Source organism: Tatumella citrea, assembly GCF_002163585.1.
GTDB lineage: Bacteria > Pseudomonadota > Gammaproteobacteria > Enterobacterales > Enterobacteriaceae > Tatumella > Tatumella citrea.
The window spans coordinates 2,215,260-2,238,627 of sequence record NZ_CP015579.1; the positions used below are offsets into that span (position 1 = coordinate 2,215,260).

23 protein-coding genes are annotated in these 23,368 nt (G+C 49.1%); 9 read left to right on the top strand and 14 right to left on the bottom strand.

Annotation, left to right across the window (positions count from 1 at the left end):
• Window positions 1-8 precede the first annotated feature (8 nt).
• Both dadX and A7K98_RS10585 read right to left on the bottom strand, forming a co-directional pair.
• Entirely contained in the window at window positions 9-1,088 is a 1,080-nt protein-coding gene (gene dadX / locus A7K98_RS10580; RefSeq protein WP_087488524.1) for a catabolic alanine racemase DadX, read from the bottom strand.
• Window positions 1,089-1,106: 18 nt separating this feature from the next.
• Window positions 1,107-2,405, bottom strand: coding sequence for a D-amino acid dehydrogenase (locus A7K98_RS10585; protein WP_087488525.1), 1,299 nt, complete (start codon window positions 2,403-2,405; stop codon window positions 1,107-1,109).
• 483 nt (window positions 2,406-2,888) lie between these two features.
• Here A7K98_RS10585 and A7K98_RS10590 point away from each other — a divergent pair, with 483 nt between their 5' ends.
• The gene (locus A7K98_RS10590; protein WP_087488526.1) at window positions 2,889-4,421 is read left to right on the top strand and encodes a SpoVR family protein; all 1,533 of its coding nucleotides are present in this window, start codon (window positions 2,889-2,891) and stop codon (window positions 4,419-4,421) included.
• A 36-nt stretch (window positions 4,422-4,457) separates the two neighbouring features.
• Here the strand turns inward: A7K98_RS10590 and fadR are convergent, their stop codons facing one another.
• Window positions 4,458-5,156, bottom strand: a complete 699-nt coding sequence (gene fadR, locus A7K98_RS10595; RefSeq protein ID WP_087488527.1) for a fatty acid metabolism transcriptional regulator FadR — start codon at window positions 5,154-5,156, stop codon at window positions 4,458-4,460.
• Between the two features lie 263 nt (window positions 5,157-5,419).
• Here fadR and dsbB point away from each other — a divergent pair, with 263 nt between their 5' ends.
• Window positions 5,420-5,941, top strand: coding sequence for a disulfide bond formation protein DsbB (dsbB, locus tag A7K98_RS10600; RefSeq protein WP_087488528.1), 522 nt, complete (start codon window positions 5,420-5,422; stop codon window positions 5,939-5,941).
• Window positions 5,942-5,976: 35 nt separating this feature from the next.
• On the opposite strand, the gene A7K98_RS10605 is transcribed toward dsbB, so the two are convergent.
• The 3 genes from A7K98_RS10605 to A7K98_RS10615 form a co-directional block, all read right to left on the bottom strand.
• A complete protein-coding gene (locus A7K98_RS10605; RefSeq protein ID WP_087490461.1) occupies window positions 5,977-6,426 on the bottom strand; it encodes a YcgN family cysteine cluster protein in 450 nt (149 codons plus the stop codon).
• Window positions 6,427-6,493: 67 nt separating this feature from the next.
• The gene (locus tag A7K98_RS10610; RefSeq protein ID WP_087488529.1) at window positions 6,494-7,153 is read right to left on the bottom strand and encodes a fumarylacetoacetate hydrolase family protein; all 660 of its coding nucleotides are present in this window, start codon (window positions 7,151-7,153) and stop codon (window positions 6,494-6,496) included.
• Window positions 7,154-7,431: 278 nt separating this feature from the next.
• Window positions 7,432-7,704: a YcgL domain-containing protein gene (locus A7K98_RS10615; protein ID WP_087488530.1), complete on the bottom strand. Its 273-nt coding sequence runs from the start codon at window positions 7,702-7,704 to the stop codon at window positions 7,432-7,434.
• 159 nt (window positions 7,705-7,863) lie between these two features.
• Here A7K98_RS10615 and minC point away from each other — a divergent pair, with 159 nt between their 5' ends.
• From minC to minE, 3 genes are read left to right on the top strand one after another with little or no spacing between them, the layout of a single operon-like run.
• On the top strand, window positions 7,864-8,586 hold the full coding sequence (minC, locus tag A7K98_RS10620) for a septum site-determining protein MinC (RefSeq protein WP_087488531.1): 723 nt from the start codon (window positions 7,864-7,866) through the stop codon (window positions 8,584-8,586).
• 33 nt (window positions 8,587-8,619) lie between these two features.
• Window positions 8,620-9,432, top strand: coding sequence for a septum site-determining protein MinD (gene minD / locus A7K98_RS10625; RefSeq protein WP_087488532.1), 813 nt, complete (start codon window positions 8,620-8,622; stop codon window positions 9,430-9,432).
• A gap of 3 nt (window positions 9,433-9,435) precedes the next feature.
• Window positions 9,436-9,705: a cell division topological specificity factor MinE gene (gene minE / locus A7K98_RS10630; protein ID WP_038020843.1), complete on the top strand. Its 270-nt coding sequence runs from the start codon at window positions 9,436-9,438 to the stop codon at window positions 9,703-9,705.
• 53 nt (window positions 9,706-9,758) lie between these two features.
• On the opposite strand, the gene rnd is transcribed toward minE, so the two are convergent.
• The 5 genes from rnd to A7K98_RS10655 all read right to left on the bottom strand — a co-directional run bounded on the left by rnd (window position 9,759) and on the right by A7K98_RS10655 (window position 16,381).
• Window positions 9,759-10,880: a ribonuclease D gene (rnd, locus tag A7K98_RS10635; protein ID WP_087488533.1), complete on the bottom strand. Its 1,122-nt coding sequence runs from the start codon at window positions 10,878-10,880 to the stop codon at window positions 9,759-9,761.
• Between the two features lie 95 nt (window positions 10,881-10,975).
• Window positions 10,976-12,691: a long-chain-fatty-acid--CoA ligase FadD gene (gene fadD / locus A7K98_RS10640; RefSeq protein WP_087488534.1), complete on the bottom strand. Its 1,716-nt coding sequence runs from the start codon at window positions 12,689-12,691 to the stop codon at window positions 10,976-10,978.
• A 220-nt stretch (window positions 12,692-12,911) separates the two neighbouring features.
• The gene (locus A7K98_RS10645) at window positions 12,912-13,508 is read right to left on the bottom strand and encodes a Slp family lipoprotein (protein WP_087488535.1); all 597 of its coding nucleotides are present in this window, start codon (window positions 13,506-13,508) and stop codon (window positions 12,912-12,914) included.
• Between the two features lie 61 nt (window positions 13,509-13,569).
• Entirely contained in the window at window positions 13,570-14,280 is a 711-nt protein-coding gene (tsaB, locus tag A7K98_RS10650; RefSeq protein WP_087488536.1) for a tRNA (adenosine(37)-N6)-threonylcarbamoyltransferase complex dimerization subunit type 1 TsaB, read from the bottom strand.
• 187 nt (window positions 14,281-14,467) lie between these two features.
• Window positions 14,468-16,381, bottom strand: coding sequence for an ATP-dependent DNA helicase (locus A7K98_RS10655; RefSeq protein ID WP_087488537.1), 1,914 nt, complete (start codon window positions 16,379-16,381; stop codon window positions 14,468-14,470).
• 122 nt (window positions 16,382-16,503) lie between these two features.
• On the opposite strand from A7K98_RS10655, the gene A7K98_RS10660 reads away from it, so the two are divergent.
• A complete protein-coding gene (locus tag A7K98_RS10660; RefSeq protein ID WP_087488538.1) occupies window positions 16,504-16,848 on the top strand; it encodes a RidA family protein in 345 nt (114 codons plus the stop codon).
• Between the two features lie 14 nt (window positions 16,849-16,862).
• On the opposite strand, the gene A7K98_RS10665 is transcribed toward A7K98_RS10660, so the two are convergent.
• Window positions 16,863-17,060: a YoaH family protein gene (locus tag A7K98_RS10665; RefSeq protein WP_087488539.1), complete on the bottom strand. Its 198-nt coding sequence runs from the start codon at window positions 17,058-17,060 to the stop codon at window positions 16,863-16,865.
• A gap of 112 nt (window positions 17,061-17,172) precedes the next feature.
• Between A7K98_RS10665 and pabB the strand changes: the two genes are divergently transcribed.
• The 3 genes from pabB (at window position 17,173) to A7K98_RS10680 (ending at window position 20,629) form a co-directional block, all read left to right on the top strand.
• Window positions 17,173-18,552 carry an aminodeoxychorismate synthase component 1 gene (gene pabB / locus A7K98_RS10670; RefSeq protein WP_087488540.1) on the top strand — a complete coding sequence of 460 codons (1,380 nt, stop codon included), beginning with the start codon at window positions 17,173-17,175 and terminating at the stop codon, window positions 18,550-18,552.
• Window positions 18,542-19,105: a CoA pyrophosphatase gene (locus A7K98_RS10675; protein ID WP_087488541.1), complete on the top strand. Its 564-nt coding sequence runs from the start codon at window positions 18,542-18,544 to the stop codon at window positions 19,103-19,105. Before pabB ends, A7K98_RS10675 begins: the two co-directional genes overlap by 11 nt.
• A 159-nt stretch (window positions 19,106-19,264) precedes the next feature.
• A complete protein-coding gene (locus A7K98_RS10680) occupies window positions 19,265-20,629 on the top strand; it encodes an L-serine ammonia-lyase (protein ID WP_087488542.1) in 1,365 nt (454 codons plus the stop codon).
• A 52-nt stretch (window positions 20,630-20,681) separates the two neighbouring features.
• Here A7K98_RS10680 and A7K98_RS10685 read toward each other — a convergent pair whose 3' ends face one another.
• Together A7K98_RS10685 and rlmA are read right to left on the bottom strand one after the other, a co-directional pair.
• Window positions 20,682-22,244: a TerC family protein gene (locus A7K98_RS10685; RefSeq protein WP_087488543.1), complete on the bottom strand. Its 1,563-nt coding sequence runs from the start codon at window positions 22,242-22,244 to the stop codon at window positions 20,682-20,684.
• Window positions 22,245-22,511: 267 nt separating this feature from the next.
• The gene (gene rlmA, locus A7K98_RS10690; RefSeq protein WP_087490462.1) at window positions 22,512-23,336 is read right to left on the bottom strand and encodes a 23S rRNA (guanine(745)-N(1))-methyltransferase; all 825 of its coding nucleotides are present in this window, start codon (window positions 23,334-23,336) and stop codon (window positions 22,512-22,514) included.
• Window positions 23,337-23,368: the final 32 nt, after the last annotated feature.

Genomic DNA, 23,368 nt, shown 5'->3' on the forward strand with positions numbered 1-23,368 from the left:
GACAAAACTTAGGGTTCAATCCGGAAAGGTACACGCGGAGCCACCGCACACATCAGTTCATATCCGACAGTACCGGATGACTGTGCCACATCATCCACTGGCACCTGTTCACCCCATAATTCCACAGATGAACCGATGGTTGCCTGTGGGCAGGGAGTCAGATCGACCATGATCATATCCATGGATACAGCTCCGAGGGTTTGCGTGACGACACCGTCGACTGCCACCGGCGTTCCGGTAGGCGCATGCCGTGGGTAGCCATCAGCATAACCGCAGGCAACGACCCCGATGCGCTGAGAAGTCGTCGAACGGTAACGATACCCGTAACCTACCCCTTCTCCTGGTTGTAACTGCTGAATGCCAATAATCTCGCTGTTCAGACGCATAGCCGGCTTCAGTCCGGTGCCTACGATATCCTGCCAGCGTCCGGAAGGCGACGCACCATACAGAATGATACCAGGTCGCACCCACTGATGATGCGTTTGTGGATGCCAGAGTGTGGCGGCTGAATTCGCCAGACAACGGGCAGGAATTTCAGGCAAGGCAGTCACAATCTCGTCAATTTTTGCCAGTGGCGTATCAACACCATCGCTGTCCTCGGCCCGGGCGAAATGGGTCATTAATGTCATTTCACCCACATTCGGTAAAGCCGCCAGCCGCTGCCATACTGCAGCGACCTGATCGGGACGGAAGCCGAGGCGATTCATTCCTGTGTTTACTTTGACATAAATGTTGAGTGGCGCAGTCAGGCGGGCATTCGCCAGCGCATCAATCTGCCATTCACTGTGAACACTGGTGCTCAGCCGGTATTTATCGAGCAGAGCAAGATCAGCCGCTTTAAAAAACCCTTCAAGCAGTAACACCGGCTTTTCCCAGCCATGCTCCCGCAGCAAAATTGCTTCTTCATAATTCAGTAACGCAAAACCATCCGTGGCAGACAATGCAGGTAAGCATCGGGCGATACCATGCCCGTAAGCATTAGATTTCACAACGGACCAGACTTTTGCTCCTGAAGCCGCCTCTCTGACCACCGAGAGGTTATGTTTCAGGGCCTGATGACTGACAGTTGCGATAATCGGTCGTGACATACTCTTCTCCTGGAATCCTTAACGGGCAACACTGACTTTAGGCTGTGATGAACTGACATCAAAACCTGGCAGGTAGCGCATGACCGATAAGTCATCGACTGCGATATCCGGTGTATTACCGGAAATAATATCAGCGATTAATTTTCCGGACCCACAAGCCATAGTCCAGCCCAGCGTGCCATGGCCTGTATTCAGAAACAGATTAGATAACGGTGTGCGTCCGACGATCGGAGTACCATCCGGCGTCATTGGTCGTAAACCAGTCCAGAATGTCGCCTGTTCAATCTGGCCACCTTCAGGATAAAGATCACTGACTACCATCTCCAGTGTTTCTCTGCGGGCAGGTAATAGTTTGGTGTTAAATCCAACAATTTCTGCCATTCCGCCGACACGGATACGGTCATCGAACCTGGTGACTGCGATTTTGTAAGTTTCATCCAGTACGGTAGAAACCGGGGCAGCAGCATAATCTTTGATCGGTATTGTCAGTGAATAGCCTTTCAACGGGTAGACCGGAATGGTCACAATATCTTTTAACAACGCAGTGGAATAAGAACCGCAGGCAACAATATAACGATCTGCAGTGAGCGTTTCACTGCCGCAACGGACACCACTGATACTGTTGCCCTCACGTAACAGCTGATCAATTGTCACGTTATAACGGAAGGTTACTCCGGCCTTCTCTGCCATAGCAGCCAGCCGTTGGGTAAACAGTTTACAGTCGCCGGTTTCATCATTTGGCAGTTGCAGACCGCCGGTCAGTTTGTGACGTGTTGCTGACAACGCGGATTCAATAGACGGTAGTTCGGCAGATTCCACCAGCCGGTAAGGGACTCCCGCCTCTCTGAGCACTTCGATATCTTTAGCCGCGTTCGCATACTGCTGTTCAGTACGAAACAGTTGCAAAGTACCGCCCTGACGCCCTTCGTATTCAATGCCTGTGGTGGCTCGCAATTCTTTAATACAGTCACGACTGTACTCTGCAATACGTACCATACGGCTCTTATTTTCATGGTAATGTGGCAAAGTACAATTCTTCAGCATTTCCCACATCCACTGTAACTGGAAAGCAGAACCGTCAGGACGAATCGACAGTGGTGAGTGGCGCTGGAACATCCACTTAACTGCTTTCAATGGAATTCCCGGGGCGGCCCATGGTGACGCATAACCAGGAGAAATCTGTCCGGCATTACCTGCGCTGGTCTCCTCTGCAGGGCCACTGGTGCGATCAATGACGGTAACTTCGTGACCCGCCTGTGCCAGATACCAGGCACTGGCAACCCCGACAACTCCACTTCCAAGAATAAGTACTTTCATCGCGCCCCCACAGCATAAAACCCCGAATTATTGTCAACGATGCAGTGATATTAACTATCCTGACCGAAAACCTTGTATACAGTCTATTTCACCTTGTTTTTACCGTTTTGATAACAAAAATTAGCATCAGGATGAATATTCAGTAGTTAAACTGGTTTTAAATTAAAAATCGGCAGTTAATTATGCGGGAAACGTTTTTATTAATAGATGTCAGAATTTTTAAATGTTGCCATATAATATGCTTATATACAGGATTTTATTCTGTTTTTTAGGTCAATTACTGACATTTGGCAGAAAAAATCGTCCGGGATAAATCTGTACCTTCTTTTGTATCCGTTTTCGGGGTAGCCTGTCATTGCAACCTAAAAGAATCAGCTATCCTTAAACAGTTACCCGAAAAAATTTTTCCTCATCAGGATGATGAGTCTGATACCAGGTGATGACTTACTGTAGACAGACCACTGTAGATAGACGAGGTGCGCTATGACAACTGTTTTTGATGCCCCTTCGCTCCGGCCTGAACGACTGAGCGATGGTCCGGACTGGACCTTTGGACTGCTTGAGACATACCTGGCTGAAATTGACCGTGTGGCTAAGTCATACCGGCTGGATACTTACCCGCATCAGATAGAAGTAATTACCTCAGAACAAATGATGGATGCTTATTCCAGCATCGGTATGCCCATCAACTATGCCCACTGGTCCTTTGGAAAAAAATTCATCGAAACCGAGCAGCTCTACAAGCAAGGGCAACAGGGACTGGCGTACGAAATAGTTATTAATTCCAATCCGTGTATTGCCTACCTGATGGAAGAAAATACGATGACCATGCAGGCACTGGTCATGGCTCATGCGTGTTATGGTCATAACTCTTTCTTTAAAAATAACTATCTGTTTCGCAGCTGGACTGACGCAGGGTCTATCGTAGATTACCTGCTGTTTGCCCGTAATTACATTTCCGGTTGTGAGGAAAAATACGGTATTGAAGCGGTTGAACGACTGTTAGATTCCTGCCACGCCTTGATGAACTATGGCGTAGACCGTTATAAACGACCGCAAAAGATTTCTCTTCAGGAAGAAAAGGCACGGCAAGAGAGCCGCGAAGCCTACCTGCAAAGCCAGGTAAATACCTTATGGAGAACTTTGCCGCGCAGAGAGAAAGAAGAAACTGCAGCCGAACGACCACGTTATCCGGCTGAGCCACAGGAAAACCTGCTCTATTTCATGGAAAAAAATGCGCCATTACTGGAGCCGTGGCAACGCGAAATTCTGCGTATCGTGCGCAAAATCAGTCAGTATTTCTATCCACAAAAACAAACCCAGGTCATGAATGAGGGTTGGGCGACATTCTGGCACTACACTATCCTCAACCATCTGTATGATGAAGGAAAAGTGACCGAGCGGTTTATGCTGGAGTTTCTGCACAGCCATACCAATGTTGTGGCACAACCGCCTTACAACAGCCAGTGGTATAGCGGTATTAACCCTTATGCCCTGGGGTTCGCCATGTTTCAGGACATTAAACGGATCTGTCAGTCTCCGACTGAGGAAGACCGTGTATGGTTCCCGGATATTTCCGGCAGCGACTGGCTGGAAACGTTACACTTCGCAATGCGCGAGTTTAAAGATGAAAGCTTTATCAGCCAGTTCCTGTCTCCCAAAGTTATCCGTGATTTCCATCTGTTTTCAGTTGCCGATGATGACCGGAAAAACTTCCTGGAAATATCGGCGATACATGATGATGAAGGCTACCGCACAATACGTCAGCAGCTGTCAGCTCAGTATAATCTGAGCAACATTGAGCCTAATATTCAGGTGTGGGATGTCGATTTACGGGGTGACCGTTCTCTGACATTACGTTATATACCGCAAAACCGCGCTTCACTGGGGGATAGCCGTAGTGAAGTGATGAAACATGTGCACCGGTTATGGGGATTTGATGTGAAGCTGGAACAACTGAATGATGACGGTAGTGTCGACATGCTTGAACGCTGCCCTCCCCGCCAACAGGTCTAGATCCTGTCCGGCCGGAAACGGCCGGATTTTCTTTTATCACGCAGCAGGTTTTTGCATGCTGTGCCAGATTTTTCCACTGTCACGTCCGTAATCCCGTACCAGTTCAGTGATTTTCTCATTGGTCGTTTCCGGGTCACATAACTCATACAGAGCCATGTAAAACTCATGCGCCCTTTCTTTAGCCTGCGGGTTCGCAAAATACTGTTTACCGACCCGGGTGTAGAGCCCTTTGAGTCCGTTAATAATCAGCCCGTAAATTGGGTTACCGGAGGCAAATGCCAACCCGCGAAATACCTGGTAATCGATATCTGAGTAATCGTCACCACGCAGTTCAGCTTCATGAGCTGTGGCCAGCACGGCGCGTGACTGTTCAGGATAGTGACGAAGAGAGCGGCTGATAAAGATGGTCGCAATATTTGTACGCACTGCCAAAAGATTATCAATCAGCTGCGGTACGCTTTCATGGTCAAGTCGGGCGAGTGTTTCAAGAATGTTCAGGCCTGAAGTTTCCCAAAAATCATTCACCCGGGTCGGCTTACCATGCTGAATTGTCAGCCACCCATCCCGGGATAATCGTTGCAGAACTTCACGCAGTGTCGTGCGGGTGACACCAATCAGCTCAGACAGCTCACGCTCGGCAGGCAGAATAGATCCCGGCGGAAAACGGCTATTCCAGATACTTTCGATAATATATTCTTCAGCGAACCCTGCCGGGCTTTGCGCCTTAATGACCATAGCAAGTTATCTCTTTTACCAACTGTCGGTTTATTGATTCATCATAACAAAACCGCCATCAGCCATACAGCATTGCTGATTATTAAAACACGATCAACATCAATAAATTCCTATATCAGTGGGCGTTTTACCGTACAATTCCTAAACGTCCACCAGCGCAACAAAGGGTGACATTTTCATCCCGGGTTTGTATGGGATATTGGTGGATTATCTGCCGTTTTGGTTTACACTGCAGGATATCTGATTTAAACAAGGAAAACAGCATGTTACGAATGTTAAACCGTTGTTCCAAAGGCCGCACAGCATGGTTGCTTTTGGCGTTGACAGCCTTTGCGTTAGAACTTACCGCTCTTTGGTTTCAGCATGTGATGGGGCTGAAACCTTGTGTTATGTGTATTTATGAACGATGCGCCTTATTAGGTGTGTTACTGGCAGGATTAGTGGGCGCGCTTGCTCCCTCAACACCCTTTCGCTTCGTCGGAATTATTGTCTGGCTGATAGGTGCAGGTGAAGGTGTGCGTTTGTCCTGGGAACATACCATGTTACAGGTTCATCCACCTTTGTTTGCTACCTGTGATTTTATGGCGAGATTCCCGTCCTGGTTGCCGCTCGATAAATGGGTACCAGGCATGTTTGTTGCAACCGGCGACTGTCTGGACCGTAGCTGGACTCTCTTCAACCTGAGTATGCCAGAGTGGCTACTGGGCGTATTTGTGGTTTATCTGCTGGTTGCGGTGTTAGTACTGATTGCGCAGCTTAGTGTCTTTAGCAACAAAAAATACTAAACCGCTTTTAATGCCCGGAACTATGGCTGCTGTTCTCAGCAGCCATTCTGATCAGGCCTGTCGATAATATGGTCTTCCCAGTTCCTCACTTCACTTTCACGCACTGCGATGTACCTGACGGAAATACGCTTTGCATGCATCTCTTTGGCTGAGCCTGTGAGCAACGGATGCCAGTCCGGCAGTGATTTTCCTTCTGCCAGTAACCGGTAACCACAGGTCCTGGGTAACCAGGAGAAGGTTGGCAGGTTTTCCCGTGTGAGTTTGATACAATCCGGCTCGTACTCGAAACGAGTTTCATAATGCTTGCAACGACAGCTTTTTATATTCAGTAAATTACAGGCGACATTGGTGAAGTAAATTTCATCGGTATCTGCGTCCTGTAATTTGTTCAGGCAGCACTGCCCGCAACCATCACAAACAGACTCCCACTCCTCATCTGTCATTTGATCAAGACTTTTGGTTTGCCAGAAAGGAGGATTGGTTATCATAATTTTGGTCTCTTTATATAAATCAGCCGCCCGTTATAAAGAGTCGTCACCGGATATGCAAGTATTACGACACCCGGGTACTGACACCATAGTCAGCAAATGACACTTTTAACGAATCTCCGGAAGCTAACGGTCCAACACCCTCAGGGGTTCCGGTCAGAATGATGTCTCCCGGGCGTAACGTAAAGAAGCGCGACATGTAGGCAATCAACGGCACAATCTTATACATCATATCGCTGGTATTTCCGGACTGACGAACTTCGCCGTTAATTTCGAGTTTCAGGGGCGTGTTCTGAGGATCGCTGCTAAATTCAGCGGCCGGAATAAACCCGGACACCGGGCAGGAATTATCAAAACCTTTCGATTTTTCCCAAGGTTGCCCTTTCTTCTTCAGGCCGGCCTGTACTGAACGCAGCGTTAAATCCAGTGCAACACCATAGCCGGCAATTGCTGGCATAACCTGCTCATCACGGGCTTGCTGCAAGGTACTGCCAATCAGGACGGCAAGTTCCACTTCATGATGAATTTCACCAAAACCCGACAGCAGAGACAGCGGCTGACGAAGATCACAGAGCGCAGTTTCTGGCTTGATGAACACTACCGGCTCTTCCGGAGTAATACTGCCCATTTCACTGATGTGTTTAGCGTAGTTGCTTCCGACACAAACTACTTTTCCGGCTGGTAAATTCAGTAATTCTCCCTGCCAGTTACGATGCTGATACATGACGTCCCCTTGTTTAGTATAAGAAAGCATTCACCTCCGTTATACTTAGCAAGAAAACCAGTAAAAGAAAATAGCGGTACTGCATGCTTGTTAACCACAACCATGGACAATAAGTAACAAAGTCTTACCTGCTGTCAGTGCTGTTCCGGCAGAAAGAACTTTGCCGAATAAATCATGAGTTAACTGTTTTGCGCAGGAACATCGAAAAAATGACTGGGGTAAACAGAAATAATGCTCTGCAAATAATACTGGTTATATTTACAGAGAAATCTTAATAATTAATTTTCGTTTGCAGCCAGATGCATTTTAAGTAAGTTTTCCACCGGCGGAGGCACCTGCAAATAATAACCTTTATCCTGCAATTCTTGTCTGACTTTCACAATATCAGCACTGCCCAGTTTCTCGCGGCTCGCGAGTGAAATCACCATAGCCAGAACCGGTTTGCCGAAGCCTTTCAACAACTCAGCCGGCACGCGGGAAAAGTCATCTTTTTTTTCGATATACAGATAAGTCTGATCACGAAGTGGACTTCTGTAAATGGCGCAAAACATATTTTTCTCCGAATTAATCTCTGTGGTGACTTGCCTCTATAATAGTGTAACTATAACATGACATGAGTCATTCGAATATTGAACCTTCTGGACCAGGAGCGGATATTTTTATCGCTTGTTCAGAAATGAAACTGTCAAAACAGGACTGAGTCGGGACAGATGCCGCAAACGCCAATCGAACTAAAAGGCAGCAGTTTTACTTTATCTGTTGTCCATCTTCACCATTCACAACCCGAGGTGATTCGTCAGGCGCTTCAGGAAAAAATTGATCAGGCTCCGGCGTTTCTAAAAAATGCCCCGGTGGTCCTGAATATTTCATCATTATCATCAGCGGTTAACTGGCCACAAATGCAACAGGCTGTGACTTCCACTGGTTTACGGATTATGGGAGTCAGTGGCTGTAAAGACGAGCAACTGAAGTCACTGATTCAGGCTGCGGGTTTACCTGTACTGACCGAAGGTAAAGAAGCAAGAAAACCCAGAGAAAGTGCACCCACTCCCGTTGCAGCAGAACCTGTCGCTCCGGCTCCGGTCGTTGACAGTGAAAAATTTGCCAGAACCCGCATAATTAATACCCCGGTGCGGTCCGGACAGCAGATTTATGCTAAAAATGCTGACTTAATCGTCACCAGTAGTGTCAGCGCAGGCGCAGAACTGGTTGCTGATGGTAATATCCATATTTACGGAATGATGCGCGGCCGAGCTCTTGCCGGAGCCGGAGGGGATCAAAATGCCGGAATATTTTGTACAAATTTAGCAGCTGAGCTGGTTTCTATTGCAGGTGAATACTGGATCATGGATCAAATTCCTGCAGAGTTTTTTGGCCAGGCTGCACGACTGACATTAACCGACGGTGTATTGTCGATAAAGACACTAAATTAGACCCCTTTTCTATTGTTAAGGAAATCATTATATATGGCACGCATTATTGTAGTTACATCTGGTAAAGGGGGCGTTGGCAAGACAACGTCAAGCGCGGCCATCGCAACCGGTTTAGCGCAAAAGGGAAAAAAGACCGTCGTTATCGATTTCGATATCGGTTTGCGTAATCTGGATTTAATCATGGGCTGTGAACGTCGCGTTGTTTACGACTTCGTTAACGTTATTCAGGGTGATGCCACACTGAACCAGGCACTGATTAAAGATAAGCGAACCGAAAACCTGTTTATCCTGCCTGCTTCACAGACACGCGATAAAGATGCTCTGAATTATGAAGGTGTTGGTAAGGTTCTGGATGAACTGGCAACCATGGACTTTGATTTTATTGTCTGTGATTCACCAGCCGGTATTGAAACCGGGGCATTAATGGCGCTCTATTTTGCAGATGAAGCCGTTATTACCACCAACCCTGAAGTCTCTTCGGTCCGTGACTCTGACCGTATCCTTGGCATTATTGCTTCTAAATCACGCCGGGCCGAAAAAGGTCAGGATCCAGTGAAAGAACACCTGCTACTGACCCGCTATAATCCGGGACGTGTTAGCCGTGGCGATATGCTTAGCATGGAAGATGTGCTGGAAATCCTGCGCATTCCTCTGGTTGGTGTGATTCCTGAAGACCAGTCAGTGCTCCGTGCCTCTAACCAGGGGGAACCTGTCATTCTGGATACCGTTTCAGATGCAGGCAAAGCCTATGCTGATACCGTCGATCGCTTACTCGGCGAAGAACGTCCCTTCCGCTTTATTGAAGAAGAGAAGAAGGGTTTCCTAAAACGCCTGTTCGGGGGATAAGCCATGGCATTACTTGATTTCTTTTTATCCCGTAAAAAAAATACTGCAAATATCGCCAAAGAAAGATTGCAGATTATTGTGGCAGAACGTCGTCGTGGGGACAGTGAACCACATTATCTGCCACAGCTGAAACGCGATATTCTGGAAGTGATTTGTAAGTATGTGAAGATTGATCCGGATATGGTGACAGTCCAGCTGGATCAAAAGGGAGAGGACATTTCGATTCTTGAACTGAATGTGACTTTACCGGAAACGGAAGAAGCACCGAAATGATCCTCCGGGAGAGACAGAAGATGCCGCATTTATTTGCGGCATCTTTTTCAGGATTACTTAACGTTGATAATGGCGGCAATCTTTTCCGCCATTAATTCACCCCGCCAGCCCTTCAACAATTCCGGTGTTTTCTCGCGAGGCTTGATCTGCCAGTGCGCTGACAGTACCTGGTTTATTTGCCTGCGTGATGCCAAAAGCTCCTGACTAAAGCCCGTCTGTTCACTTATCTGCTTAATACAGGCTTTCAAATCCTTAAACAGTGACTTGTAACCCGGGCAATCGATAAGATTTTTCATGACTGCCGGTAACTGTTCTTCCGGTTCTTCCAGGGCTTCTGCCACCAGCTGTAACATCGTCTGTCCATGAAACCGAATTTCCGGACCAATCAGCCCCAGCTGTTGCAATTCTCCCAACGACCCCGGCAGATAACGCGCAACCTTCCACAGGTGTTCTTCTTTAACCACAAAATTCACAGCCATATCTTTACGGCGTGCATAGGTTAACCGCCAGCCCGCCAGTTTCTGCAGTGCTACCAGCTGACGTGGTCGTAACTGACAGGCCTGGCTGATTTCGGCCCATGCATACTCTGCCGGCAAAATATCCTGACGCCGTTCACACAGCATCTCGCATTCACTCAATGCTTTACTCAGCACCTGTTGCTCGCTGGCCTGCTGATGCAGTTTTAGCGCTATGGGCAGCAGATATTCCACATCAGCCGCAGCATATTCGCACTGACGCTCGGTTAACGGGCGGGCAAGCCAGTCAGTCCGGGATTCACTTTTATCCAGCTCAACGCCGGTAAACTCCGCCACCATTGCAGCAAACCCAAGTGACATGGGATAACCAAGAAAAGCCGCCAGAATTTGAGTATCGACCATCGGTGTTGGTAACACAGAAAAGCGATTCAGAAAAACCTCGAGATCCTCACCGCCGGCGTGCAGATATTTAACCACTCGCGTGTCAGTTAACAGGGTTATGAAGGGTGACCAGTCGGTGATAGTGAGCGGGTCTATCAGAGTAACCGCCTCACCATCAAACAGCTGAATCAACCCTAATTGTGGATAGTAGGTACGGGTACGGACAAATTCGGTATCCAGAGCGACGGCAGAATGGTTCAGAGCGGCCTGGCAAACTTGAGCCAGCTGTTGATCAGTGTCGATAAGTTGATAATTCAAAGCAACATTCTCTCTTACTGTGGAAATACTTCACAGCGATGATATAAAACAAAACGCCGGATTACCCGGCGTTGGCATAAAAATGCTTCGCCCTGTCAGTCATGGTGGCGTTGCGCCGCTGCTTCTGTGCGTAATTCGCGGCGCAAAATTTTCCCGACATTGCTTTTCGGCAAAGCATCACGAAATTCAACGTACTTCGGAATTTTATAGCCTGTCAGATTTTTACGACAGTGGTCAAGTAACTCTTCACGGGTCAGCGACTTATCTTTGGCGACCACAAATACTTTGATAGCCTCGCCGGTAGCTTCACTTGGGACACTCACAGCAGCGACTTCGGAAACTTTAGAATAAGACATAATAACTTCTTCGATTTCACTGGGATAGACATTAAACCCGGAGACCAGAATCATATCTTTTTTACGGTCAACAATCCGGATAAACCCTTCACTGTCTACCGTAACTATATCCCCGCTGTGCAACCAGCCATCGGTCATGACCTCGCGTGTAGCTTCCGGCTGCTGCCAGTAACCCGCCATCACCTGAGGCCCGCGAATCAGTAATTCACCCTGCTCTCCATCCCGCAGCTCATTACCGTTATCGTCTACCACTTTTATCTCGGTAGAAGGCACCGGCACCCCGATACTGCCAGTATAGCTGGTAATATTGCAGGGATTGACTGAAACCAGAGGAGAACACTCCGTCAGGCCGTAACCTTCCAGCAGATAGTTGCCGGTCAGCGCCTCCCAGCGTTCAGCAACGACTTTATTCACGGTCATCCCGCCCCCCACAGTCAGCTTCAGAGCTGAAAAATCCAGTTTTCTGAATTCAGGGTTCGCCAGTAAGGTGTTAAATAAAGTATTTACTCCGCTTAAGGTGGTAAACCGATAACGCCCGAGGGTTTTAATCATGGTTTTAGAATCAAACGGATTGGTGATGAGAAGATTACTGCCTCCAACCTCCAGAAACAGCAGGCAGTTAACGGTCAGCGCGAAGATGTGGTACAGAGGCAAGGCAGTGACTACCATCTCTTCGCCCGGAGTTAACAAGCCTCCGTACATTGCTTTGCACTGTTCAAGATTCGCCTGCAGATTCCGGTGAGTCAGCATTGCTCCTTTTGCCAGACCTGTGGTACCTCCGGTGTATTGCAGAAACGCGAGGTCATTGTTACTCAGTTGAGGTCTGGCGTAAGTCAATTGGTGGCCACGTTTCAGGCAGTCACGATAAGAATGAGCACCGGGCAGGTTCCAGGCAGGCACCAGACGTTTAACATACTTAACAGCCAGGTTTACCAGCGCCCGTTTAGGCCAACGCAAACCGTCGCCCAGGTCAGAAACAATCACATGTTTCAGTCGGGTTTCCCCGATAACCTGCTGCAGAGTATTCACAAAATTACTGACGATCACGATAGCTTCGGCACCACTGTCAGACAACTGATGGCGTAACTCTCTGGGCTTATACAGCGGGTTAACATTCACTACCACCATTCCTGCCCGCAGGATACCAAACAACACTATCGGAAACTGAAGAGTATTAGGCATCATCAGAGCAACTCTGGTGCCTTTTTCCAGTTTCAGCTCCTGTTGCAGAAAGGCCGCGAAGGCGCAACTCTGCTCTTCCAGCTGGCGGAATGTTAGTTCCTCCCCCATGCTGATATAGGCAGGTTTGTCGTTGTAACGCAGTACAGCGTGTTCGAAAAGATCAATCAATGAGTTATAGTGATCGGCATCGATCTCCGGCGGTACCCCGTCAGGATAATGTGCTAACCAGGCCTTCGTCCTTGCTGGCGTCTGAAAATCATATTGTAACACCATGTTAAATCCCTCCTGCCTGTTTAACATTATTTTAACTCATTGTACCAGTTTGCTAAAAACACGATCTCCGTGTTGCGATATCTGTCACTAATTACTCAATCCCGATACTGTCCGGCATATAAAAAAACCCGGAACCATACTGGCTCCGGGCCGGATGTATCACTTACCTTTGTGCGGTGGCGGAGGCGGAGGTGGCCTTCGCGCTGGCTGGCCTGGACCTCTATTCGGTAAGGTATGTCTGAACCGTGGCGGGGCCGGGGCTATAAAAACCCCACCAGGGATTCCCCCAGTAGCCATGGCGATAACGGCCAGGACCAGGACCATACCAAATCCACGGATCCATCGGCATCGGCGGACTTACCACCTGGCTGGCCAGGTGCCAGCGTTGGTAACCCGTTACATCAATAACCAGGAAGTCATAGGTTGCCTGGCCAATCTGGCCTTTTTCAGTACCACGAATATTCCCTAATACTGTCAGGTACTGATTGTTCAGATTAACCGGGTCTACAAATCCATGCACATCTGCATAAATACGTCCGGTGGATGCCGAACCCAGAACCGGACGTGCACTATCGTCCAGCGGCTGGACCGCCAGTTCAATACGGGTCATACCATTACTGTTGGTGACATTCACCACCTGGCCACCAAAACGTGATTCCTGACCGACATACAGCTGCGGGGCGTTCATCACCCGAACCAAATCCTGCTGCGGCTGAGGTGAAGTTCCGCGGATACTTTGCGGTACAGTTGCACATCCGGCAAGCAATAACACGGATGCCAGCATCAATGCAGAACAACCATTTCGTAAACTGAGCATAATAATCTCCTGAGTATTATCAGTTTAGACCTCTTAAATCACCGCGGGTTGCAGCAAAGCATCATCTGCCGGGTAATTTTTTCCATGTAACTTCGTTACGTAAATAAACAGGTTCAATTTCCGCGACTGCGGATACTTCACCGCGTTGCCACTGGCTGACAGCCAGCGGTAACATATCCTGCGATGTCGGAAGCTCAGCCCCGCTAACCGTCAGCTCCAGTGCATGACCCTGCTGTAATTCAGGATAAGCCTGCCAGCCAGTGCCTGCCATCGCCCAGCGTCCGGAGAGTTGTTGCATGCGTTCAACAGCCTGAGCCGGGCTTAGCACCTGCTCCGTGTTATCACCCTGCCATTCTCCGTCAGCCGAGCGTTGATATTCGGCCCAGTAAACTTCTCCCATTCTGGCATCAATCGCTGCCAGAACCCGGTCTGCCTGTTGCAATCGCCAGGCTCCTTCGGCCAGAGTCGCCAGGGTAGAGACACCAATCATCGGCAATTCTGCGCCCAATGCGAGCCCCTGCGCGATACCAATACCAATTCTTACGCCGGTAAAGCTGCCTGGCCCACGACAAAACACCAGAGCATCCAAATCCGTGAGCGCCAGCCCCTGACCTGCCAGCAGTTCGGCAACCAGCGGCAATATCCTGCGGGTATGGTCGCGTGGAGCAATCTCAAACCGGGCATCAAGTTGCTGACGGTTTAAAATTGCTGCAGAACAGGCTTCAGTTGCGGTATCAAGAGCCAGTAATTTTAAAGCTGAGATATCTTGCATAATAGTTCGTAATTGATAAAAGTTAACATTCCGGCTGCCGGAAAAAAGAGTTCCCACAACCCGTTTATCTGTTATCTGCTGGTCAGTTACACAACATCTCACAGCAGATAGTATAGCGTGTCACAAATTAACTAAATGAAACTCATTCGCAACAAAATACTACAATCGTAAACCTGTCCGAATAAGACTACTCAGTTGACCTGCCTTCAGTAATAAACTGCTCGGCCCTGACTAAATCACGGGTACGCGGACAATCCGGCAGACTGTTGACGAATAAGGCGCCATAAGGTCGTGATACCAGGCGCGAATCACAAATCACCAACACCCCACGGTCAGTTTCATCACGAATCAGACGACCCGCCCCCTGTTTCAGGGTAATAACAGCATCAGGGAGTTGAACTTCATCAAACGGATCAAGCCCCCGGTGTCTGGCATCTTCCATTCGTGCTTTCAGCAGTGGATCTTCCGGCGAGGTAAAAGGTAGTTTATCAATAATAACTAATGATAAGGCATCTCCCCGCACATCAACTCCTTCCCAGAAGCTACTGGTCGCCACCAGCAATGCATTTCCGGCTTCGATAAACTGCTGCAGTATTTGTCCTTTGCTGGTTTCCCCTTGCAACAGCACCGGAAGGCTCAGCACCGCTCTGAACTCTGCGGCCAGTTCTCTCATCATCTGATAAGAAGTACATAAAAAGAAACATCTGCCGCGATTAGCTTCTATCAGAGGTGTCAGTATCTTAACCAATTGTTTTGCCGCGCCTGGCCGGTGTGTTTCTGGTAAATTTCTCGGAACACATAATAAAGCCTGGCGGGCATAATCAAACGGACTATTGAGAATGATCTGTCTGGCCGAAGTGACCCCCAGACGTCCCGCAAAGTGCTGCATCTGGCCATTGACTGCTAATGTCGCAGAGGTAAATATCCAGGCTGCATTCCGGGCATCGACCACTTCACGAAAACGTTCAGCGACTGATAACGGCGTCAGTGCCAGGGTGAAATGTCGCGAAGTACATTCATACCAGTAACTGAAACCTGGCTGATCGGTATTAATGATACGTTTAAGCCGCGTCCGGTACTGCGCGGCTCGTTCAAACGCTGCATCCAGCAGCGCGGATCGCCCGAGAGACAGTTTTATTACGTCATAGCAGAGTTCCAGTGCATCATCGAGCAGCACCAGCATCCGCGATATATTTTGTTGCTGTAGTAACTCACGCAGATTCCCACGAAATCCGGGTTCGCCAAGAATCATACGAAAATCCTGGCTTGCCTGAGATAACCGGTCTGCTGCTTTCTGCAACTGTTGCATATCCCGCACTTCGGTGCGGTAAGCGATGATAATGTCTTTGGCTAAATCCTGGAGTTGACGGCCGGAGATCTGTTGCCCGAAATACTGACTGGCGATATCCGGAAGCTGATGGGCTTCGTCAAATATCATGACCTGAGCATCAGGAATTAATTCAGCAAATCCGCTCTCTTTAACTACCAGATCTGCCAGAAACAGATGGTGATTGACAACAACGACATCTGAATCCATTGCTCTTTTACGGGCTTTTACCACAAAGCATTCACTGTAACGCGGGCAATCGCTGCCAAGACAGTTATCATTGGTGCTGGTCACCAGTGGCCAAAGCGCACTATCCTCTGCCACACTGGCACACTGACTGATGTCTCCGTCAACGGTGACCGAAGACCAGCCCCGGACACTGACCAAATCGGTGAGTGACTGTACCGGCAAATCACCACCCGTCAGGTTCTGTTGATCCATCCGTTCCAGGCAGAGATAATTTGAACGCCCTTTCAGGATAGCCGTTTTACCTTTAAACCCCAGAGCACGCACAATGGTCGGTAAATCCCGGCTGTACAGCTGATCCTGTAATGCCCGCGAACCGGTCGATACAATCACTTTTTTACCGGATCGCAGAGCGGGTACCAGATAAGCATAGGTTTTTCCGGTCCCGGTACCGGCTTCTACCACCAGTTCGCCGCCATCATTAATTGCTTCTGCCACAGCCCCGGCCATTTGCCGCTGGGCCTCGCGTGGCCGAAACCCCGGGATTGCGGTTGTCAGCGCCCCTTCAGGGGAAAAATCATCTGTCACATCGCCTCCCGATGCAGCTTAAAACCGCGCAATTATGTCAGTTTTCCATAAGACGGACTACCAGGGATGACATATTCATTACGTTATGGCAGGCTGACTGCCGGAAACTAAAGGAGCCCATAATGACTATTACCCGGATTGACCCGGAACACCGGATGTCAGAAGCCGTTATTCATAACGAAACAGTGTATTACACCAGTGTCCCTGAAGACCTTGAGGGCGATGCTTTTGCCCAGACAGCCGATGCCCTGGCGGTTATCGACCGGTTACTGGCTCGCGTTGGCTCTGATAAAACTAAAATACTCGATGCCACTATTTTTCTGACCGACAAAGACGACTTTGCCGCCATGAACAAAGCCTGGGATGCGTGGGTTGCCCCTGATAACGCACCAGTACGCTGTACTGTTCAGGCCGGTCTGATGCATCCTAAGTACAAAGTCGAAATCAAGATTATTGCCGCCCGCTAAGACGAAAACCGCTGTCACTCATGCTCGTCAGCGTCGTCGTCTTCATCTTCAAAACGTGCCAGACTCTGCCCGCCCTGGTGCGTTTTGCGTATTTCTGCAGCAACCAGCGCAATGGCTTCGCCGCTTGACATACCTTCCGCAATCAGTTGATGAATACGCTCAACAGCCTGCTGCTGCTGTTGATGAGAAAGTGCGGGTAATCCATTAAACATACAAACCTCTGTCAGCCAGTCAGTTTCCCGTCATTAGTGAAGAGATAACTGATGTCAGTAATTAAAAAATATGTCAGGCTTATGACCAGTTTATTGCTACAGCCCGACGTTTATGACTCTGAATACCATCTCTCTCGAATACTCACCGGATGCACTTAATCACTGGTTTTCCCGTGTGGAACAACTGCCGTGGGCCATATTACTGAGCTCTTCAGCGGCCGAACATCACGATAACCGCTTTGATATTTTCAGTGCTTCTCCCCTGATAACGCTGTCGACGACCGGTGATACCACACGGATAAGTGACGGAGATACAATTCATCACTCTACCCGTGACCCGCTGGACTTACTGCAGGAAGCCTTACAGACGCTTCCGGAAGTGACAACATCACTCCCCGACCTGCCTTTTACCGGCGGCGCTCTGGGACTGTTTGGTTATGATTTAGGACGGCGGTTCGAACAGCTTCCGGAGACAGCTATCAGCGAGTTACACACTGCTGATATGGCAGTGGGGATCTACGACTGGGCTATGATAGCAGATCATCATAAACAACGCCTTACTCTGGTCAGCCTCAGTGACAGCAGCCAGCGACTGGAGTGGTTAAATTCGCAGCAATCACGCCCTTCCTCTGCTTTCAGACTGGTTTCGGAATGGCAAAGCAATCTTTCCTGTGAACAGTATCAACAGCGTTTTAGTCGGGTAAAAAATTATATTGATGCCGGAGACTGTTATCAGATAAACCTGGCCCAACGGTTCTCTGCAGATTACCAGGGCAGCGAGTGGCAGGCTTTTGAATATCTAAGCCGTCAGAACCGGGCTCCGTTCAGTGCGTTTATGCGCCTGCCAGGTAGCTGTTTACTCAGTTTATCTCCTGAACGCTTTCTAAATGTTAAAGACAGCCAGGTGGAAACCCGTCCCATCAAAGGGACCCGACCACGCCTTGATGATCCACAAGCGGATGCAGAACAAGCCCGACAACTGGCAACCGCAGAAAAAGACCGTGCTGAGAATCTGATGATTGTTGACCTGTTGCGCAATGACATCGGGCGAGTGGCCGAACCCGGCAGTGTCAGTGTACCGCAGTTATTTGAGGTCGAGACGTTTCCGGCGGTCTATCATCTGGTCAGCACCGTACGTGGCAGACTGCCTGTCGGTACCGAAAACAGCGATCTGCTACGTGCCTGTTTTCCGGGAGGCTCGATAACCGGAGCACCAAAAATTCGCGCCATGGAAATTATTGATGAACTTGAACCTCACCGACGTAATGCCTGGTGTGGCAGCATCGGTTACTTAAGCCGTTGCGGTACTATGGATACCAATATCACAATCCGTACCCTGATTGCCGAGCAACAGAAACTCTATTGTACCGCCGGAGGCGGAATTGTTGCTGACAGTGTGATGGAAGATGAATACCAGGAAACATTACACAAATTACAACGTATTTTGCCGGCACTGACCCGCTTATCGGCGATAAACTCTGATGAATATTGAACAATTCCGGCAGCGCTTCCTGTTGCAGCTTCCTCAGGCAAAACCGGTAGGGAAAGCGAGCGATCGCCAGGCTGCGGTGCTGCTACCGGTTATCGATCGTCCGGAGCCAACACTGTTACTAACCCTTCGTTCTGCTCATCTCCGAAATCATCCCGGACAGGTTGCTTTTCCAGGCGGTAAACAGGATTTCAGTGATCGTTCACTTAAAGAGACAGCGCTCAGAGAAACGCACGAAGAACTGGGACTGACGGGCGATAAGATAGAAGTCATTGGCCAGTTGCCAACAGTCAGCAGCCAGACCGGGTTCCGCGTGACGCCATTTGTGGCAATACTTCCGGCGGATTTACCTGTCAGAGTTGAAGCGGCAGAAGTTGCAATGGTGTTCGAAGTCCCGTTATTACCACTGCTTGATAGTCGTCATTTTTCACCACTGATAGTGACCCGCAATGGAAAATCACGTCAGGTCTGGGTATCAGACTATCCGCACCAGTTTATCTGGGGCATGACTGCTGGTATCATCCGCGATCTTGGTAAGCAATTACTCGGCATATAGTCACTCCTCCAGCCGATGTAAGTGCTAAAATCTACAGAATAAGTTATTTGTACTGCAGCCCTGAGGGTTCAGTACAATTTGTTATACCGCTCTCGCTGCCTGTACAGTGGAGTCCGGTATATCGATCGCTATTTGGCTGTTAAGTCAGGAGTTCAGGTTGTGATAAGTGTCTTCGACATGTTCAAAATTGGTATTGGCCCTTCCAGTTCCCATACCGTGGGGCCAATGAAAGCAGGTAAACAGTTTGTCGATGAACTGCTGGCTGAGGATAAATTATTTCTTACCACCCGGATCGCGGTTGATGTTTATGGCTCTTTGTCGCTCACCGGACACGGGCATCATACTGATATTGCGATTATTATGGGACTGGCCGGGGCTACACCTGATAGCGTTGATATTGACAGCATCCCCGCGTTTGTTGCCGATGTGAATCAGCGTCAGCGTTTGCTGCTGGCAGGTGGTCAGCATGAGGTAAGCTTCCCTCGCGAAGGCGGAATGGTGTTCCGCAGTGATAATCTGCCACTGCATGAAAACGGACTGACTCTCACCGCCTGGAATGATGATCACTGCCTGCTGAAAAAAACTTACTATTCAGTCGGAGGTGGATTTATTGTCGAAGAGCAGCATTTTGGCCAGTCGGCATTAGATACCGTCGAAGTACCTTATGCGTTTCATTCAGCTAAAGAGTTACTCTCTCACTGTCACTCTACCGGTTTATCGGTTTCAGGCCTGGTACTGAAAAATGAGCTGGCGTTGCACAGCCGTGATGATATCAGTCATTACTTTGCCGCTGTCTGGCAGACCATGCAGGCTTGTATTGATCGCGGTCTGAATACTGAGGGGGTATTGCCTGGACCTTTACGTGTCCCCCGCCGCGCGGCGGCATTACGTCGTCTTTTGGTTTCCGGAAGTAAGAACTCGACCGACCCGATGAACGTTATCGACTGGGTCAATATGTTTGCGTTGGCAGTGAATGAAGAAAATGCGGCCGGCGGCCGTGTAGTTACGGCACCGACCAATGGCGCCTGTGGCATTATTCCGGCAGTTCTTTCTTATTACGACCAGTTTATCTCACCGGTGAATAATGAAGTGGCCCTGCGCTATTTCCTGGCCTCCGGAGCTGTAGGGATTTTGTATAAAATGAATGCGTCGATTTCCGGCGCAGAAGTTGGATGCCAGGGAGAAGTGGGTGTTGCCTGTTCGATGGCTGCAGCCGGTCTGGCCGAATTATCCGGAGCCAGCCCTGAGCAGGTCTGTGTTGCCGCAGAAATTGGCATGGAACACAATCTTGGCCTGACCTGTGACCCGGTGGCCGGACAGGTTCAGGTCCCCTGCATCGAACGAAATGCCATTGCCTCAGTGAAAGCCATTAATGCGGCACGTATGGCGCTCAGACGTACGACAGAACCCAGAGTTTCGCTCGATAAGGTCATCGAAACCATGTACGAAACGGGTAAAGATATGAATGCTAAGTATCGGGAAACTTCGCGTGGCGGGTTGGCGATAAAAGTACAGTGTGACTAACTGTCATCGCTGTTAAAAACGGCCCTGAGGAAAAATCCCCGGGGCCGTTGAATTATTCAGCCTCGTCTTCGTCAGTCTCTGACGGGTCTTTGGTCACCCGCACCAGATCGATACGATAATCAGTAGCCTCCAGAATAGTGAAGTGCAGATTTTCAATATCTATAACTTCACCTGCCCGTGGAATCTGATCCCGGTGACTGATTAACCGACCGGCGATTGACGCATAATCTTCCGCCGGGTCAACCAGACAGTGCACATCAAGTAACTGTTCCAGTGAATGCAGGTCTGTTCCCCCTTTGACCAGCCAGCCGTCACCATCGGGCACAATATCAGGTGTTTCATCTTCGTCCGGAAATTCACCGGCAATAGCTTCCAGCACGTCCAGTGGTGTTACCAGCCCCTGAACAACGCCAAACTCATTGCTCACAATCACAATACTGCCCCGGGCTCTGCGTAGCACTCCTAACAGATTTATCGGATCCAGTGTTTCAGGAACAATGATTGCGGGGTTTTCCGACGCAAACGCGCTGACATCGACCTGTTGCTCCAGTGCCACCAGCAACTCTTTAGCTCTGACAACCCCGATAATCTCATCCAGCTCTCCACGACATACCGGGAACAGACTGTGCGGAGTATCCAACAGTTGACGACGAATTTCCTCTGCAGAGCTTTCTGAGTTAACCCAGGAAATATCACCGCGCGGAGTCATCAGGCTACGGACCGAACGCGATGCCAGGGTCAATACTCCGGTAATCATATACCGCTCTTCATCTTTAAAGCTTTCGGTCGCCATAACCTGGTTTTGTGGCTGTGAGGTGTCACCTGATGATTGCGATTGTTTGCCACCCATCAGCCGCACAATCACTTCCGCCGTGCGTTCACGCAAAGGCCGGCGAGACTGATGGCGGAGGAAGTTACGTCTGGCTATCTGGTTAAACATCTCAATGATGATTGAGAAACCAATCGCTGCATACAGGTAACCTTTCGGGATATGAAAACCAAATCCTTCTGCTACCAGACTCAGACCGATCATTAACAGGAAGCTGAGACACAACACGACTACCGTCGGATGAGCATTCACAAAGCGTGTTAACGGCTTCGATGCAAGCAGCATAATGCCCATGGCAATGACCACCGCGGTCATCATGACCCATAAATGGCTGACCATTCCGACAGCTGTCACTACCGCATCAAGTGAGAATACGGCGTCGAGTACTACAATCTGGGCAACAACAGACCAGAAACTGGCGTAACTTTTATTTCCCTGATGAGTTTCCGGCTGGTTTTCCAGTCGCTCATGCAGTTCGGTGGTTGCCTTGAATAACAGGAAGATCCCTCCCGCCAGCATGATCAGATCGCGCCCGGCAAAGCCAAAATCTCCGATGTGGAACAATGGCCGTGTCAGTGTCACCATCCACGAAATCAGCGACAGCAGCCCCAGACGCATCACCAGTGCAAGACTAAGCCCGATGACTCTCGCTTTATCCCGCTGCCTCGGGGGTAATTTATCGGCGATAATCGCAATAAACACCAGGTTATCAATACCAAGAACAATCTCGAGAACAATCAGTGTCAGCAACCCTGCCCAGATGGAGGGGTCCAGAAATATTTCCATTAATGGCTCCTTGAGGACAAAAATAGCGTGGCAACAGAGGTCCGGCCAAATATTGTGGCAATAACCGGTTGCGGGTAAATACAGGGATGGTCGATCGAAAAATTGCAGGCACTACAATGCAGCTGCGGGAAAACTGAACGGCGTCGGTGAGGGTCCATAAACCGGGCTAAGCCCGTTACTCCTGAATAATAAACAGAGAATCACTGTATCAGTATCTGCTACGTCGTCAAAAAAAATTTTTACATTTACACACTAAATGACATTACATTACGTTAGATGTGGCTTTCGTTGCCACAGACGAAGTCTGAAGTCAGCATCGCAGCAGAACTTCTGAACAGACGCCAGCTGTTGCCAGACCTGCTCAGACGCTCGCCAGGCAAAGGGGGTCATCTGTAGCAAGGCAGTAGCAGCTTCCGACGTTAAGTCCATTGAGTAAGTCAGTCGGGTCTCTTTGACCTGAACAAAATCTGCCAACGGATGTTCATTGTCTTCATGTTGCTGAACATCGGAATAAATTAGTGCTTTTAATTGCTGCAAATGGTCCGGTCCCGGAGTCACTGTCAGCAAATAGCCACCCGAGACTATTGTCCTTGCCAGTTCTTCGTCTTTACAGGGCGCATAGATTCTGAGAACAGCGTTAAGACTTTGATCAGCAAATGGCAGACGGTAGCTTGAGGCGACACAGAAGCGAATCGCTTTATAACGTTTAGCCGCATATTTAATTGCTACCCTGGCCACATCCAACCCATACACTTCAGCACCCTGACGTTCTGCAAAGCAACGGGCAATTTCTGCGGTGTAATACCCTTCCCCGCAACCGATATCAAGAATCTGTACATCCGTTTGTGGGAGGTGTTCCGCCAACATATCAGTCACGGCACTGCGCATTGGCTGATAATAGCCCTGGTCCAGAAAACGGCGTCTGGCCTGCATCATTTCCGGGCTGTCTCCCGGGATTTTTGACCCTTTATGCTGCACCGGCAAAAGGTTGACATAACCCTCTTTGGCCTGGTCAAAATGGTGATTGTCGGCACACCGCCATCCGCCTTGCTGTTGTAACAATGGCTGATGGCATAACGGACATATATACACTGCGGATACCCCACTGATAAAAACTGCCGCAA